The 15,467-nt window shown below is 72.0% G+C and carries 8 protein-coding genes; 4 read left to right on the top strand and 4 right to left on the bottom strand.

The window, feature by feature from the left end:
- Window positions 1-28 precede the first annotated feature (28 nt).
- Window positions 29-1,156, top strand: a complete 1,128-nt coding sequence (locus HS104_29400) for an SUMF1/EgtB/PvdO family nonheme iron enzyme (GenBank protein MBE7484071.1) — start codon at window positions 29-31, stop codon at window positions 1,154-1,156.
- A gap of 12 nt (window positions 1,157-1,168) precedes the next feature.
- On the opposite strand, the gene HS104_29405 is transcribed toward HS104_29400, so the two are convergent.
- Window positions 1,169-2,479: a sigma 54-interacting transcriptional regulator gene (locus tag HS104_29405; protein MBE7484072.1), complete on the bottom strand. Its 1,311-nt coding sequence runs from the start codon at window positions 2,477-2,479 to the stop codon at window positions 1,169-1,171.
- A gap of 881 nt (window positions 2,480-3,360) precedes the next feature.
- On the opposite strand from HS104_29405, the gene HS104_29410 reads away from it, so the two are divergent.
- Both HS104_29410 and HS104_29415 read left to right on the top strand, forming a co-directional pair.
- Window positions 3,361-3,690 carry a PEGA domain-containing protein gene (locus HS104_29410; GenBank protein ID MBE7484073.1) on the top strand — a complete coding sequence of 110 codons (330 nt, stop codon included), beginning with the start codon at window positions 3,361-3,363 and terminating at the stop codon, window positions 3,688-3,690.
- Between the two features lie 89 nt (window positions 3,691-3,779).
- Entirely contained in the window at window positions 3,780-4,157 is a 378-nt protein-coding gene (locus tag HS104_29415) for a PilZ domain-containing protein (protein MBE7484074.1), read from the top strand.
- Between the two features lie 82 nt (window positions 4,158-4,239).
- Here HS104_29415 and HS104_29420 read toward each other — a convergent pair whose 3' ends face one another.
- Complete coding sequence (locus HS104_29420) at window positions 4,240-6,144, bottom strand: propionate--CoA ligase (protein ID MBE7484075.1); 1,905 nt, start codon at window positions 6,142-6,144, stop codon at window positions 4,240-4,242.
- An 86-nt stretch (window positions 6,145-6,230) separates the two neighbouring features.
- Here HS104_29420 and HS104_29425 point away from each other — a divergent pair, with 86 nt between their 5' ends.
- A complete protein-coding gene (locus HS104_29425; GenBank protein MBE7484076.1) occupies window positions 6,231-6,659 on the top strand; it encodes a gamma-glutamylcyclotransferase in 429 nt (142 codons plus the stop codon).
- A 17-nt stretch (window positions 6,660-6,676) separates the two neighbouring features.
- Here the strand turns inward: HS104_29425 and HS104_29430 are convergent, their stop codons facing one another.
- Both HS104_29430 and HS104_29435 read right to left on the bottom strand, forming a co-directional pair.
- Window positions 6,677-10,705, bottom strand: coding sequence for a VWA domain-containing protein (locus HS104_29430; protein MBE7484077.1), 4,029 nt, complete (start codon window positions 10,703-10,705; stop codon window positions 6,677-6,679).
- Window positions 10,698-15,392: an AgmX/PglI C-terminal domain-containing protein gene (locus HS104_29435; GenBank protein MBE7484078.1), complete on the bottom strand. Its 4,695-nt coding sequence runs from the start codon at window positions 15,390-15,392 to the stop codon at window positions 10,698-10,700. Before HS104_29435 ends, HS104_29430 begins: the two co-directional genes overlap by 8 nt.
- Between the last annotated feature and the right edge of the window lie 75 nt (window positions 15,393-15,467).

A 15,467-nucleotide genomic window follows, 5' to 3' on the forward strand; every position in this document is an offset into this window, starting at 1 on the left:
TCGATTCTGGCTACGACTCCGGACACCTATGAACCGAACTGGTCGCCGAGCCGCGGTGGTCTCGCTGTTCGCCCTGGGCGTCGCCCTCGCGGTCTGGCGACTTCGGCGATCGCCACCCGCGGCTCCGCCGCCCGAAGGGGCGCACGGGCAGAGCGCGCGCGATCTCGCGCCGAGCGACGCCGAGGCCGAGGCCGCGCCGGCGCCGCTGCCGAAGCCGGCGCGACCCGATGACGCCGAGCCGAAGTCTCTGGCGGAGCAGCGCCAGCGCATCTACCGCCGCATGCGCGAGGAGCTCGGGCTCGGTGACGAAGTCTTGGCCAAGGTCGGCTCCATCGTCGAGGGCAACAAGGTCGTGAGCGAGGGCAACCCCGAAGTGACCGAGCACCCGATGAAGCGCAGCGAGTGCTGGGAGATCCGGGAGCGCGCGGGGCTCCACGAGCAGCCGAAGTTGCTCGAGCTTCGAACGAACGAAGCACTCTGCGGCGCGCGCTACATGGTACCGCTCGGCGGCAAGAGCTCCGCCAAGCCGCCGGACACCTGCATCGATCAGTACGAATTCCCGAACATCCCCTGCGAGTACCCGCTGGTGTACGCCTCCGCGCAGGAGGCCGCGCAACTCTGCCGAGCGGTGGGCAAGCGGCTGTGCGACGCCCACGAGTGGGAAGGCGCCTGCGCGGGCGAGCTCCGACCGGCCGAGGAGGAGTACCTGTGGGAGCGGAAGCGCCGCATGGAGATGGAGTTCTTCAAGAACGAGAAGCGCGAGAAGGTCTGGGCCTACGGGCTGGAGAAGAACCACCAGAAGTGCGCCACCGGCTCCAAGAAGAGCGGCAAGTGCGGCGGTGGGGGCTGGGAGAGCTGTGGCTCGAACACCTACCCGGCCGGCGCGTTCCCCGAGTGCGTCAGTCGCTTCGGCGTGTACGACCAACACGGCAACGCCGCCGAGCACATGAACCTGCCGATGAAACCGGAAGAGCTCGGGAAGCGAGGCGGGCTCGGCGAGACGGAGATGAAGGGCAGCTGGTTCATCTTCGGGCTCGGCGAGGCGCACGAGGACGACTGTCGTTGGCGCGCACCGGCGTGGCACTCGACCAAGGTGGATTACTGGAACAGCCACCGGAACTACCACCTGGGGTTCCGCTGCTGCCGCGACCTGTGACGACGGCTCCGATCAGCGGGGACGAAACGCCTTGGGGTCGAGGCGCAGCCGGCGGAGCGTCTCGTACAGCACGGTACGGCTCATGCCCAGCCGCTGCGCCGCGTCCGGCACGCTGCCGTAGGTCTCCGTGAGCACCTGACTGATGCGCGCGGCGAGCTCCGCCTCCTCCGTCGGTTGGCCGAGACGGGCCGTCGTGGCGCCGATCACCACGGCCACGTCGGCAGGCTCGACCTCCGCGCGGCCCGCGCGCCGGGCGACCTCGCTGGCCGCCCGCACCACGTTGCGGAGCTCGCGCACGTTGCCAGGCCAGGCGTGCAACATCAGCCGCTCCAGCGCGGTGGCCGTTAGGGTCACGCCGCTCTCGTGGAGGAAGTGCAGCGCCAGGGCCGGCAGATCCTCGATGCGCTCGCGCAGCGCGGGAAGCACCACCCGGAGGCCGGAGAGTCGGTGCAGGAGGTCGCCGCGGAAGTCGCTGGCGTCCACCATGGAGTCGACGTCCCGATTGGTGGCCGCGACGATGCGCACATCCACCTGCACGACCTTGTCTTCGCCGACCGCGCGCACCTCTTCGGTCTCCAGGACGCGCAGCAGCTTGGCCTGCACGGGAGCCGGCAGCTCACCGATCTCGTCCAAGAACAGAGTGCCCCCGTCGGCGCTGCGGAACAGCCCCGCGCGGGAGCCCACCGCACCCGAGAACGCGCCGCGGCTGTGCCCGAACAGCTCGGCGTCGACCAGCTCGTTGGGGACCGCCGCGCAGTTGAGCGCCACGAACTGCCCGGGGCGCCCGCTGCGATCGTGCAGCACCCGGGCCACGACCTCCTTCCCCGTGCCCGTGTCCCCCAGGACGAGGACGGGCGTCTTGGTGGCGGCCACGGTGTCGATGACGATCCGGGCGTCGTCGAGGGCGGCGCCGCCGACCAGCTCGGGGATGAAGGGCGGCCGCCGATCGGCGTACGGGCCCACGTCGGCCAGGGTCACGAGCAGGGTCTTCGCGATGCGGATCACGCTGCCCAGCGGCGCGAGCACTCCGCCGTCCGGCACCCGCTCTCCGTTCACGAAGGTCCCGTTTCGACTGCCCGCGTCGGTGACGTGGACCGCGGAGCCTCGGTGCTCGAGACGCGCGTGGATGCGGGACACGCCCGCGTCCTCCACGGTCAAGTCCGCGGTCTGGTCCCGGCCCACGGTGAGCGCCGGCGCGATGCGCGAGACGGACCAGGGCAGCGCGCCCCGGCAGTAGGCCACCACCACGCCCAGCTCCTGGCGGCGCTGTCCGGCCACGCTTGCGTAATCGAAGGCGGCCTCGGTGACCGTGCGATCGGCCATGAACGGCGCATCTTACATGCCCGATCCGGACCCGGTCCAAGCGCCGTCCGGACGGGCCGCGAGGGGCCCTGCCCAAACCTGCGGAGCTCTGCCGTGGCGGCACCTGGTCCACGGCTTGCAGCCGGCCGGGCATGGCGCGCCTTCCGCCCGAAGTCTCCGAGGTCGAGATCGACCCATCGCTGCTGATCGAGCTCGAGACGACGGGGTCCTTCACGAGCCCGGTGTGGCGACCGAGCCATGGGGAGGTCGCGCTGCCCCCGCCGCCCCGCCTGCCGGCGCTGCCCCCGCTGCCGGCGCTGCCATCTCTGCCGCCTCCTCCCAGCTTGCCGCCCCTACCCGTGGCCCCGGGCCTGGCCCCTACCCGCGCGCTCCCGAGCGAGGCGACTCGACCCGATGCCCGCCCGCTGCGTGCCCAAGCAGAGCCGGCACCCGGTCGCGCGCTCCTCGACGCGTCGCGTCCCTCGCTTTCGCCGGCGACCTGGAGCGTTCCACCTTCCCGCCGCGGGCTGGGCAAGCCAGCACGCGCAGCCGGCCTCGGCGTCGCGGCCGGGGTGACGCTCTTCGCCGTGGCTTGGCTGGTCGCGACCCCGAGCACCGCCTCGGCGCCTGCCCGCGCTCTGGTCACCGTCACCGACTCCCGAGGCATCGCCGCGAGCCGCGTCCACGTGCTGGTGGATGGTCAGCTCGGCTGTGAGACGGCCCCGTGCAGCGTGGAGCTCGAGCCCGGCGCGCACCAGTTCGATGTGGTCAGCGTGCTCGGTGACGAGCGCGCGGGCCGGAGCTTGAGCGTAGCCAAGGGCGAGCGAACCACGCTGCACTTCGCGTTGGGCGGCGGGGGAGCGACGCCCGCGGTCGCGCCGGCACCGCCGGCGGACGAGCCCATCTCCGTGACCGCTCTGGCCGAGGAGACGCCCGCCGACCCGCCAGCGACGCCGGCGCCGACCCACCCGGCGCCGCCCTCCCCGTACAAGCCGGCTGCCGCCGGCGCGTACCTGAACCTGAACTCGATCCCGATCGCCAACGTCGTCCTGGACGGACGGCCCATCGGCTCCACGCCGCTAGTGGGAGTGGCGGTGAGCCCGGGGACCCACTCCGTCACCTTCGTCCACCCGGAGCACGGGCGTCGCGGCGCCAGCATCGAGGTCGGCTCGGGTGAGCGCAAAGCCGTGGTGGTGCGCTTCAAGAAGCAGAGTCGCCCCATGGAGGAATGATCCGGACAGATTGGAACGCGCATCCGGACGCACCTGCCACCAGGACACGATTCCCCGAGAAATGGCGAACAAGACGCTCGGCACGCGGCGTGCAGAGTGAGGAGTCGGAGGTCGAGATGGAGAAGCGCACCAGCCCCCGCACCAAGACCAACGTCATCCTCAGCGCCCGCCAGGGAAAGGTGAGCTACACGCTCAAGTGCACCGAGCTGTCGCAGACGGGTCTCCTCCTCTGCGTGCCCAGAGCGCTGAAGCAGACTCCCTGGCCCTACCTCCGCGCGACCCTGCTCTTGAACGACGGACCCGTGCACCTGCTCGCGCGCCGGGTGGGCGAGCGTGGCAACCGGCTCGCGTACTCGTTCCTGGTGCTCGACGACGCTTCGGAGGCGCGCTTGACTGACTTCCTGTTCGACTGCCTGTACGAGCAGCAGGTGGGCTCGCGACGACAGCCGCGCCGCCGCGCCGCCTGACGTGCGGCGTCCCTGCTGCCGCACGATCTGGTCGTACGCTTCGTACAGCGTGTGCCCCGTGCGCGCCTCGGGCACCCGAGGGTCATGATTCGCGCTTCACCGCGCGTCGGATCTGCTCGATGCCCGCCGGGTCGTCCAGGGTGGTTAGGTCCCCCGGATCGCGCCCCTCCGCCAGCGCCTGGATCGAGCGGCGCAGCACCTTGCCCGAGCGAGTCTTGGGCAGCTGGCTCACGAAGTGCACCTCCCGCGGCCGCGCGATGGCGCCGAGCTGCGTGTCCACCGTCGCCAGCACCTCCCGCGCCAGCCGCACGCGGTCCTCGACGCTGGCGACCGTCTCCGGATCTCGCGCCACCGCGAAGCACACCGGCATCTGCCCCTTGAGAGGATCCTCGACGCCGACCACGGCGCACTCGGCGACACCGGGATGCGCCGACACGGCCTCCTCGATCTCCCGGGTGCCGAGCCGGTGTCCCGCGACGTTGATCACGTCGTCCGTGCGCCCCAGGATGAAGAAGTAGCCGTCGGCGTCGCGAATCCCCCAGTCGAACGTGGTGTAGACGAGCTGGCCGGGGAACATCGAGAAGTAGGTCTGCACGAAGCGCTGGTCCTGACCCCACACCGTGGACAAGCAGCCGGGGGGCAGCGGCGGTCGCACGCAGACGACGCCCTTCTCGCCCGCGGCCACCTCTTCGCCGCTCGACTCGTGCAGGACGCGGACGTCGTACCCGTAGGCGGGAAAGCTCGGGCTGCCGAGCTTGGTCGGGTGCTTCTCGACGCCCGGCAGGGCCGTGAGCAGCGGCCAGCCGGTCTCCGTCTGCCAGTAGTGGTCGTACACCGGTTTGCCGAGCGCCTCGCCGATCCAGCGCGCGGTCGGCTCGTCGAGGGGCTCGCCCGCCAGGAACAGGTGGCGCAGGGACGACAGATCGTGGCGCCGCATGTGCTCGGGGTCCTGCTTCTTCAGCACGCGGACCGCGGTGGGAGCCGAGAACATCACGCTCACGCGCTGCTCCTCCACGATGCGCCACCAGATGCCTGGGTCGGGCCTGAGCGGCGTTCCCTCGTAGACCACGGTGGCCATGCCGTGGATCAGCGGCCCATACACGATGTACGAGTGACCCACGACCCAGCCGATGTCGGAGGTAGCGAAGAACGTCTCGCCGGGGTTGGCGTCGTAGATCAGGCGCATCGAGCTCGCGAGCGCCACGGCGTAACCGCCCGTGTCTCGCTGCACGCCCTTGGGCAGCCCCGTCGTGCCCGACGTGTAGAGAATGTACGATGGGTGGCTCGATTCCACGAAGGCGCAAGGCACCGTCGCGTGAAGGTGCTCGGCTCGGAGCTTGGGGTAGTCGACGTCGCGCCCCGCCACGCGAGGCATGTCGGGATCGAGCCCGCGGTCCACCAAGAGCACCTTCTCGGGTGGGTGCTCGGCCAGGCCGAGGGCCTCGTCCACCAGGTGCTTGTACGGCACCGGCCTGCCCCCCCGCATGCCGGCGTCGGCGCTGATCAAGAGCTTGGGCCGGGCGTCGTCGATGCGCGTGGCCAGTGAATGCGCGGCGAAACCGCCGAACACCACCGAGTGGATGGCGCCGACGCGCACGGTGGCCAGCATGGCGAGCACCGCCTCCGGGATCATCGGCATGTAGATCAGCACGCGGTCGCCGCGGCCGACGCCGAGGCTCTGGAGCACTGCCGCCATGCGTTGCACCTCGGCGTGGAGCTCACGATAGGTGAAGGTCTTCCGCTCCTCGGTCTCAGTGGAGACGTAGATCAGGGCCGTCTGCTCGCCGCGCTCGGCCAGGTGCCGGTCCACGGCGTTGTGGCACAAGTTGAGCTCGCCACCGACGAACCAGCGGCTGAACGGCGGGCGCGAGTCGTCGAGCACGCGTTCGAACGGCACGTGCCAGTCGATGCGAGCGGCTTGCTCGGCCCAGAACGCCTCCGGCTCCTCGATGGAGCGACGGTGGAGCTCGCGATACGACGTCGGCATGGGGTACCTCGCGACGCCGCCAGCGTACGGCTGGCCCGGGCACGAGACCAGCGACAACGGGCGTCGCTCGCGTTAGCGTGGAGACATTGACCACGCCGGGCCCCGTCACCTTTCGGCTCTTCGTCTACGGCACGTTCCTGTCCGGGGAGCGTGAGCACGACGTCATCGCCAAGGCCAAGTGCCACGGCGTGGTGAAGACGGCGCGGGGCTACTCGCTGGTCGAGGCCCGCGCCATGGCAGGCCTCTTGGAGGGCGGGGACTCGGAGGTGACCGGCGAGCTCTGGGAGGTCGGCTACGACGTGCTGAACGCCTGCGACAAGCGCCGCGATCATCCCGCGCTCTACATCCGGCGCGACGTGCGCCTGGCCGATGGCTCCGTCGCCCATGCCTATTTCCTGCGCCACGAACAGGCGCGAGGCTTACGGCGGATCCGCAGCGGAGACTGGCGCCAGCGCTTCGCAGTCGCGAAGCCGGCGTCCGGCGCCTGGGGGCGCTGGGCGAAATCGGGCAGGTGAACCCCGCGTGGGTCGGGTCACAACGTGCCGGGGCTGACCCAGCCGCCCTCCGCCCAGCGCAGCGTCACCGGCTTGCCCGTCGCCGGCAGCTCGAGCTCCGACGACGTGAGCTTCGGTGGCGTGCTCAGGGCATCCGAGGGCAGGAGCGTGTCCACCCGCAGCTTGTACGCGCGCGCCGGTGCGAGCTCCTCGGGGCGCGTGAGCAGGAGCTCGACCTCGGCTCCCTGTGGGTCGAAAGCCAGGGAGTAGAGGCCCATCGCCGCGGCGGCGATGTCCACGGGGATCTCCTCCTTCTCCTTGCCGAAGCGGCGCACGAGCTTCACCTCCAGCCCCGGCAGTGCCGCGGGCGTCCTCAAGAGCAAGACGTGGCGCTTCTCCGCTCGCGGCACCTCGAGGGACGCGAAGGTCAGCGCGTCCGTCTGCTCCTTCGCGACGCCCGCTCCCGAACGGGCCTCAGCCAGCAGCGCTGCAGCCACATGCCCCGCGAGCATGGACGCCGAAGCCTGACCGGAGCGACCTCCGGTCTCGACCACTCGGGTGAGCAAGCGCCGGGCCAGGTCCAGGCGCCCGGCGCCGGCGTGCGCCAATGCGCTCCGGAGCACGCTGGCAGGCTCGTCCGCGGCGAGCTCCGACAGCGCCGCGTAGGCACGGCTAGCGTCGTCGAAGAGCCCCTCGTTTCGCAGGCGATCACCCAGGAAGGCCCGCGCCCAAGGGTCGGCGGGCGCTCGCTCGCTGAGCTCGCCAAAGGTGCGACGCGCCTCGTCTTCGTCGCCCAGACGGCGCAGAGCGCTGGCGACGTCCGCGAGCACTTCGGCCGACGCGAACGGATCGACGCGGACGCGGCGTGCTTCCTCGGCGAGCTCGTCCTTTTTGCCCAGCGCCTCGAGGAGCACGATCAGGCGCTCCTTGAGGAAGCCGTCGTGGGGCGCGATGGTCAGGAACTGCCGGACGACGGCGAGGCGGCCTTCGTCGCCAGTCGCCGCGCGGTAGCGCTTCTGGAACGCGGACATCGGATACGACTCGGTGCCGACGAGCGCCTGCTTGACCAACACCAGCTCGTTCGCGGAGCGTGCGCGCCGCACCGCTTCGCGGCGGATGAAGGCCGCGGACTCCACCTCGCCCGCGGTCTCGAGCGCGCGCGCGAGCTGCACGCGGCGTACGCCGTCGCGCTCGACGAGCAGCACGATCTCGAGCAACGCGCGGCGATCGGCCCAACCGTTCAGCTCGCACTGACGCTTGGCGGAGGTGTACACGTCGAAAGGCGCTTCCGATCCCAGGCGCACCCGCCAGACTCCGCGGCGGAGCGGCATCGGCAGCTGCGACAGCGACGAGCACTTCGTGCCCCGGAGCGCCGCGCGCGGCGGTGGCAGCATGATCTCGCGCTCCACCCGCACCTTCGTGGCGAGTCCGCTCTGGGGGTAGGACAGGCCGGCGAGGGCGACCTCGACGCAGCGGTTCAGCGCGTCGTCGTTGGCCTCGGGGCTCCGCCCGCGCACCTTCACGTCGCTCGGGCGTCCGCTGCCGTCGATGGCCAGCGACACGAGCAACGTGCCGGCGAGCTCCGGGCGGAGCGCGGCGCGCGAGTCCCGGCAGGCTCGCACCGACGCCATCGCGCCGTCGACGCTGTAGCCAGCCGCCGCGGCCACCGCGTCCGCGAGCTCCTTGTCGTCCGCGCGATCCTCGACGCGCCCGGGGTGCGGGACGCTGGTCAGCGCGCCCGGCCCGAAGTCGTTGGCCGACTTGCCGATGGGCACGTCGTCCCAGGGTGAGATGACGTCCGAGAGCGCCACGTCGAGCTGGCGCGCCTCGAGGGCCGTCCCCATGTACACCTTCCCGACCGCAAATCCCGTCCATGGGGTCAGCAGTCCCGAGCGCAGGGCGACGTCGGTCACCGCCTCGCGGCCGCGCCGCCCGAGGAGCAGCTCGTCGATGCGCGCCTTGGCCCAGCGGCGCCGCACGTCGTCCGGCCACGGTGCGACCCGAAGCGCGACCAGCAGGGAGTCTTCGTGAGCTCCTGCCTTGTCACGCCAGCGCAGCGTGATGGTGCTGGGCGAGCGACCGCGCACGCGTCCGACGGCCTCGATGGTGGTGCCGGCGAACGCTGCCCGAGCGCTGCGCGGGTACACCTGCTCGATCTCGGGTCCGAGCACTAGCTCCACTCCAGCGAACGCCGGACGCAGCGCGTCCGCCACCAGCTCGGTCGCAGCGGCGGTGGCCTCGGACGAGTCCGAGACGAACAGCAGCGGCCCGGACCCTTGGGTCAGCGCGCGCAGCGCCCGCACATGGGACATGGGACCGACCGCGACGGCGCCGACGCGTGGCTTGCCGCCTGCCCGGCGCGCCAGCCGCGCTTCCACGCTCTTCACGTCCGGGTCGCCGACCGTTGCCCAGCCGTCGCCCACGTACACCACCACGCCCGCGGGAGCGTCGGCCGGCAGCGCGTCCGCGCCCGCCTCCAGCGCTCGCCCGAGGTCGGTCGCTCCGCCCGGCGCGAGCTTGCCGAGCGCCTCGAGGATGGCCGTCTTTCGCGCCGCGTCGAGCGGCCCGATGTCCTTCGGACCGACGGGGCGCACGGTCTGATCGGCCGCCAACACCACCACCTGGTCCCTGTCGCCGAGGGCGTCCAGGACCGCGCGCACGAACGCCCGCGACACGTCGAGCTCGGCCGCCTCGGCGCTTCCCGAGGTGTCCACGACCAGCGCCAGCGTCGCGCCGACGTCCGGGCCCACGTCCGGCAGGTCCGCGCGCACCAGCACGGTGCTGGCGTCTTCGTCCCCGCTCTTTTGCGCCAGGTAGAGCCGCGCGTTCGAGTCCCAAGGCGCGAGCTCGACGTCCACGACCAGATCGGCGGTCGGCCGGAAATCCGGGCGGCGGGTGCGGACGCTGGTCCCTTCGACGTTGGCGCCGGAGCTGGCGGTCAGCGCGCGCGGCTTGGCGAGCGAGGCGTCCACCTGAGCGGAGAACTCGCCGATCAGCGGAGGCTCTCCGGCGGCGGCCAGCGGGAAGCGGTACTGCGCCAGGAGCTTCCCGGCGTCGCGCCGCACCGGCAGCCACTCGATGTACTCGACCACCACGGTGACGGCGGCGCCGCTGGCGATGGACGGCAGATGCCCGCGCACCCAGCCCTCGCCGGCCCATTCGAGCAGCGCGTGACCTTGCGGCGTGAGCGCCGCGTTACCACGCGCCGCGATGGCGATGTTGCCTTCCGCCAGGTCGTGATCGCTGCCCCAGGCGAAGCGCGAGACGATGGCGTTCGGCGGCAGCGCCATGCGGAAGTCACCGCGCACGCTCTGGCTGCCGCCGTTGAAGTAGGTGGTGGTGACTCGGGTCTCGGCGACCTCGGGCTGGACCTTGGCCTGGAGATCCAGCGAGCGGATGGTGAGCGGCGAGCCCGGATCGCCTGGCTTGGCCGCGGCCTCCGCGCCCCACACCTCGCCCACCGCGCGGCGCGGCGGCCCGGCTGCACCCCAGGGAGCCGCGAGCCCCCCGGTCCAGTCGTCGAAGGCCTTCTCGGCGCGCACGCTGACGTTCCCGCCCTCCAGCACCGCGGACTCTCCGGCACGGACCTTGTGCTCGGTGGTGCCCGAGACGACCACGATCTCTTCGTTTGCCGCGTACACCCGCGCCGGGCCCTCGCGCCGGTCGAAGCCCACCCGCGCCGCGCCGGGCCGCACCTTGACCTCGCCGATCGAGATCTCCGCGCGGGCACCGAGCACGCCTTCGACGAACAAGCGACCGGAGCCGAGCTCGACCTTGGCTTCGCCCACGCTGAGCGCCGTGGACTTGTCCACGAGCACCAGCGTGCCGTCGTCGAGGCGCAGACGCGCGCGGCCCTGCGGGTCGGTTTCGATCTTGTTTCCCGGAGCGAGCCGAACCAAGCCGCGACGCTCGGCGCCGTCCACCCGTACGCTCGGGTGCACGACCGAGAGGTCCGCGACGCTCGAGCCCCGGGTCACGACCTTGGGACGGACGGCGAAGACGACGCCCATCACGATCACGCCCAGGCCAACCACCACGGCCAGGGCACGGAGCAGCTGCTTAGCCACGGGTCACCTCCCCAGCGCCGAGGTTGAAGCGCAGGATGGGCGGTCCGCCGCGCTCGAAGCGCACCGGCACCCGCACGATCTTCTCGCTCTTGCCCAGCTCGTCGAAGACCACGGTCAGTGTGAGCTCGGCGCCCAGGCGAGCCGCCGCCTCCACGTCGCTCTTCTCGATGCGGATCTCGACCCAGCGCTCTCCCTTCGATGGCATACGCGCCTGAGCGATGCCCAGCGTCACGTCGCCTTCCGACGCCGGCATCGCCGAGCCGAGCGCGTTGGTGTAGAGCACCGGGTGCAGCTCCGGGTGCGCCCAGCTCAGGGTGACGCGAGCGCCGCTGCCGGCTTTCGCGCGCTCCGAAGCGAGGAGCTGCTCGGCCCGCGTCGTGAGCTGTGCCGCCTCTTGCTCGCGCTTGCCCTCCCGGGCCGAGAGCCGTCCCCAGGCCAGGAACGTGGCTGCGAACGCCCGGGCCGTGGCCGCGGGACCGGAGTCGACGTCCGGCGCGCCCGCGCCGTGGCCCTTCTCCGTCCAACGCACGGCGGCCTCGAGCTGGCCTTCGCCCTCCGCGGCGGCGGCCAGGAGCAGCGCCACGCTGGCGTCGTCGGGCGTGAGGGTGGCCAGCGTCTCGTATTGCCGGCGCGCCTCGGCGAACCAGCCGTGCGCGCGCAGGAGATCGCCCAGCCGGCGCCGCGCCACCGGATCGTCCGGCGAGAACTCGACGATCTCGCCGAAGGCACGCCGGCCCAGCGCCTCGTGCTCGGCCTTCGCCTTCGGGTCCTTGTCCGCCGCGGCCATGCGCAGGTAGAGCTCGCCGATCGAGGTGCGCACGTGCGCGTCGGCGTCCGGTCGCGCGCGCAGGCGCTCGGCCACGTCCGCCGCGCCGCCGAAGTCTCCCGCATCCTCCAGGGCGTCGAGCAAGAACAGCGCCAGCCGGAAGTCGTCGGGCCACTCGCGCGTGAGCGCCCGCAGCTTGGCGGCGCGCTCGGCGGGACTCTTCGTCTCCTTCAGGAGCTTCTCGATCAGGCCCGGGTCCATGGTCTTGAGGCCCAACGCGGCGTGCAGCTCCCGCATCTGCTGGGCCGTCTTGATGCGCGCCACGATGCCCCGGTAGAGGGAATCTGCCGCCGTCACGTCCCGCTTCATCAGCTTCCACAAGCCGACGCGAAGCTGGACGCTGCCGAGCGCATCGAGCATCAGCGAGAGCAAGCGCCGGCGCTCCGTCCAGGTCGGCGCTTCGCAACCGCCGAGCGCGCGCTGGTAGACGCCCAGCACGCCGCCCGGGCTGCCCGCGACCTTGGTCAGTCGCTCGCGCCACAGCGTCACGCGCTCGCCGAGCGGCAGGTCCGAGGCGTCACTGCAGCGAATGATGAAGCGCGGCACCACGTCGATGCCGATCTGGATGAACGGCGTCTCCGGCTCGGGCTTTGCCTTTCCGCCACCCCCGGGGTTGAACAGGATCGGGTAGACCACCGTCACGGTGCCACCCTCGGGTTGGGGAAACGAGAGCCCGGTGTAGGTGGCGACGACGCAGCTCACGACGCCCGCGTCCGGCAGATCCGAGCCGGCATTCGTCGGGTTGACCACGTTGCCTTGCCAGTCGATGACGAAGCGCACGCTGACCCGCCCCTCGAGGTTCGGGTTGTTCTTGAGCCCGTTCTCGTAGCAGAGCCGGAAGCGGCCGAAGTTCTGGCGCACGATGCGCTGCACGACCTCCGGCGGGAGCCTGCCGGTCACCTGCGTCGCTCCCATGCGCACCGTGGGTGCGCCGCCCGCGTGTTGGCCGCCGAGGCGGCCGTGGCCGCTGCCAAAGCCCTGACCCGTGCCGGTTCCGGCGCCGTGGCCCAGCGCGCCGAGCGAGCCCAGGCCAAGTCCTTCGCCCTTGCCGCCTCCACCTTCGCCGACGCCCGAGAGCCCGAGGCCGCCCGCGCCCTTGGCGTCGCCGATGTCGTCGCCCCACATGTTGCCGCGCGCGCTGAGGCCGGTGTCGGGCTTCTTCTCCGCTTCGCCCGCGCTCGGGGTGTCCGCGGGAGGGGCAGCCTTGGCTGCGGTGGTAGCGGTGGCCTGAGGCTCCGCAGCGGGCGCCGCGGGTGCAGCCGCTTCGTCCTTGCCCCAAGGTGCCGTGGGCGCGCTCGGGTCGCCGCCGGCTCCGGTGTTGAGCAGCCCGATCATGCCGAACTCGGCCGCCTCCTTGAGCGCCGCTTGGCGCGCGACCTGGGGATCGGGGTTGTCCTTCGGCCCCGCGACGGCGTAGCGCTTGCCGCTCGAAGGGTTGCCCATCGAGCCTTCTTCCCCCTTGGCGCGCGTGCCAGTGCCGCCCTCCTTGTTGTCGGCGCGCGTGTCCTCCACTTCCTCGGGCTCCGGCGGCGCGTAGCGGCGGCGCTCTTCGGCGAGCTCCCGCGCCGTCGGCACGTAGAACGAAGTGACCGGCGTGATGATGCCGAAGCGTGTTCCGACGTCCACCATGGCGGCGCGCCCGGAGCTCTCGCGCAAGAGCTGGTCGAGGCGAGCCTCTGCCCAGCGGCGCCGGAGGTCGCCGTGGTCGTCGAGGGCGCGCGAGTCCAGAGGGATCTCCTTCTTGCCGTCGGCCCGGGTCACCGTGATCTTCTTGGGTGGCGCGCCGGAGGTGCGACCGACCACTACGACGGTCTCGTCGGCCACCAGCGCGCTCGAGCCCCGTGGGTAGATGCGCTCGACGCCGTCGCCCAGATCCACCTCCGTGCCCAGCCAGGCAGGGCGCTCGGCGCGCTCCAGCACGCTGAGCGCGGTGCGCGCTGCGCCGTTGGCGTCGTCGATGCGGCTCGCGAAGCCCCCGCTCGCGAGCCCAACGAGCAGCGGCATGTCCACGTCGCGACCCACACCGAGCGCGAACACGCGCGGCGGGCGCGGGAGCTTGCTCAGCTTCTGCGTGAGCGCGTCGAGCCCCAGCTCGCCGACCGTGGCAAGGCCATCGCCGACGTAGACCACGACGCCACGGCGCGCCGGATCCAGCTGGCTGGCGGCCTGCGTGAGCATGCCGCCCAGATCCGTGGCGCCGCCGCGCTCGAGGGTCGCGAGCGCCGCCGAGTAGCGCTGGCGAAGCGCGGTATCCAGCTTGGCGAGCCCCGTCGCCTCGGGCAGCAGGGGACGGAGCGACTCCGCCCCCGCCCAGACCATGGCGCGGTCGTCGTCGCCCAGGTGGCTGAGCAGGCCCAGGGCCGCGGCGCGGGCCAGCGCCATGCTCGAGGCGTCGTTCGCCGCGGAGGCGTCCACCACGATGGCCAGGTCGAGACCGCCCTCGGGCGTGGGGATGTCCGTCGCGCGCAAGGGGACCAACACGTATCCGGCCTCGCCGAGCGCCGCCTTGTTGGCGTCGGTTCGCGCGTCTGGAGCCAGCACCGCGAGATCGGGCTGGTGCTTGGAGTGGTAGGCGCCGAGCGAGCTGACCCCGTCGTCGAACAGCTCCACCGACAGATCGGCGCGAGGCACGTAGTCCTGACCGCGCACGATGATCTCGCTGCCTTGACGCGTGCCCGCCATGCCCACGCGCACGTCGTTGGCCCGCGCCTTGGACAGCTCGACCTTGATGGTCAGCTCCTCGATCAGCGGCAGCGACGCCTCCGAGCCCTCCGCCGCCATCGGGTAGACGTAGTGGCGGCGCTCGCCGCGCTGGCCGTTCCGCGGCAGCCACTCCGTGTAGCGCACCACGACTCGGCGCGCCTCGCCCGGCCCGATGGGGTAGAGCCTGGCGCGGTAGGCGCCCGGGGCGTCCCACTCGAGCAGCGCCGGATCTTCGGTGGAGCCGGCGTAGACGTTCGACTGGTACTGCGCCGCCGCAGCCGCGCTCTCCTTCACTCTGCCCCAGACGAGCTCGCCGTCGCGATCCACACCGAAGCGGTGGATGGACGCCCCGGCAGGCGCGCGGAAGCGGTAGATGCCCTCGACCGTCGCGGAGCTCGGATTGAAGAAGCGCTGATCGACCTCGGTGACGGCGAAGTCGCCGTCGATGCTGACGCGCACGTCGAGGCGCTGGATGGCCAAGGGGAACCGTGGTGAGCCCAGGTCCCCCGGGGGGCGAGCGCCGACGGTGCCCACGCCGAACGGCGCCGGGGCCGCGACCGGATCCGTGGTGGCGAGCCCGCCGGTCCAGTCCTCCCAGACCTTCACCGTCTCGATCTTCGGCGGCCCGCCCGGGGTGGCCAGCAAACGCTCGCCGGCGCCAGCTCGGACCGCATCGCCGAGGCGCAGCTCGCCGTCGAGCACGTAGGCTTCGGTGGCGCCGTTCGCGGAAACGTCGAGGCTGGCGCGGACCTTCGCGAGCTGGAGCTTGCCGCTCGGGACGTCGATCTCCGTGGCCCGCCCGACGGGCGAATCGACGAAGATGCGGCCGGAGTCGAGCTTCACGCCGTCGGAGCGCAGCGTGAGCTCCGCCGGTCCGCGGACCAGCAGCGTGGCGCCGGCGTCGCGCCGAAGCCAGGCCAAGCCGCCGGCCTGTACCCGCACCCGCGCGCCATCGACCAGTCGCTCGCGCGGGTAGGGCTCGCGCTCCTTCTCGCCCGGCGGCGTGACCAGCACCGCGCGGCGCACCGTGCGCAGCTCCGCCCAGGTCTGGCTGCGCGGAGCGAGCGGGCGCTCGTTCCGCCCGCAGGCAAACGTCGAGACGACCAGTACGCAAAACCCGAGCCAGGCGCCGAAGCGCCCGGCGAAAAATGCTCGCATGCAGCGTAGCCAGACCATATGGCGCCTCCGAAGTTCCCCGGGCCGGCGACTATACGCCCGCGCGCCCGACGCGCG

Source organism: Polyangiaceae bacterium (assembly GCA_015075635.1).
Lineage (GTDB): Bacteria > Myxococcota_A > Polyangia > Polyangiales > Polyangiaceae > JADJKB01.

Coding starts and splice junctions, on each gene's coding strand:
- HS104_29400 (MBE7484071.1), top strand. CDS start 29: ATGAACCGAACTGGTCGCCGAGCCGCGGTGGTCTCGCTGTTCGCCCTG.
- HS104_29405 (MBE7484072.1), bottom strand. CDS start 2,479: ATGGCCGATCGCACGGTCACCGAGGCCGCCTTCGATTACGCAAGCGTG.
- HS104_29420 (MBE7484075.1), bottom strand. CDS start 6,144: ATGCCGACGTCGTATCGCGAGCTCCACCGTCGCTCCATCGAGGAGCCG.
- HS104_29435 (MBE7484078.1), bottom strand. CDS start 15,392: ATGCGAGCATTTTTCGCCGGGCGCTTCGGCGCCTGGCTCGGGTTTTGC.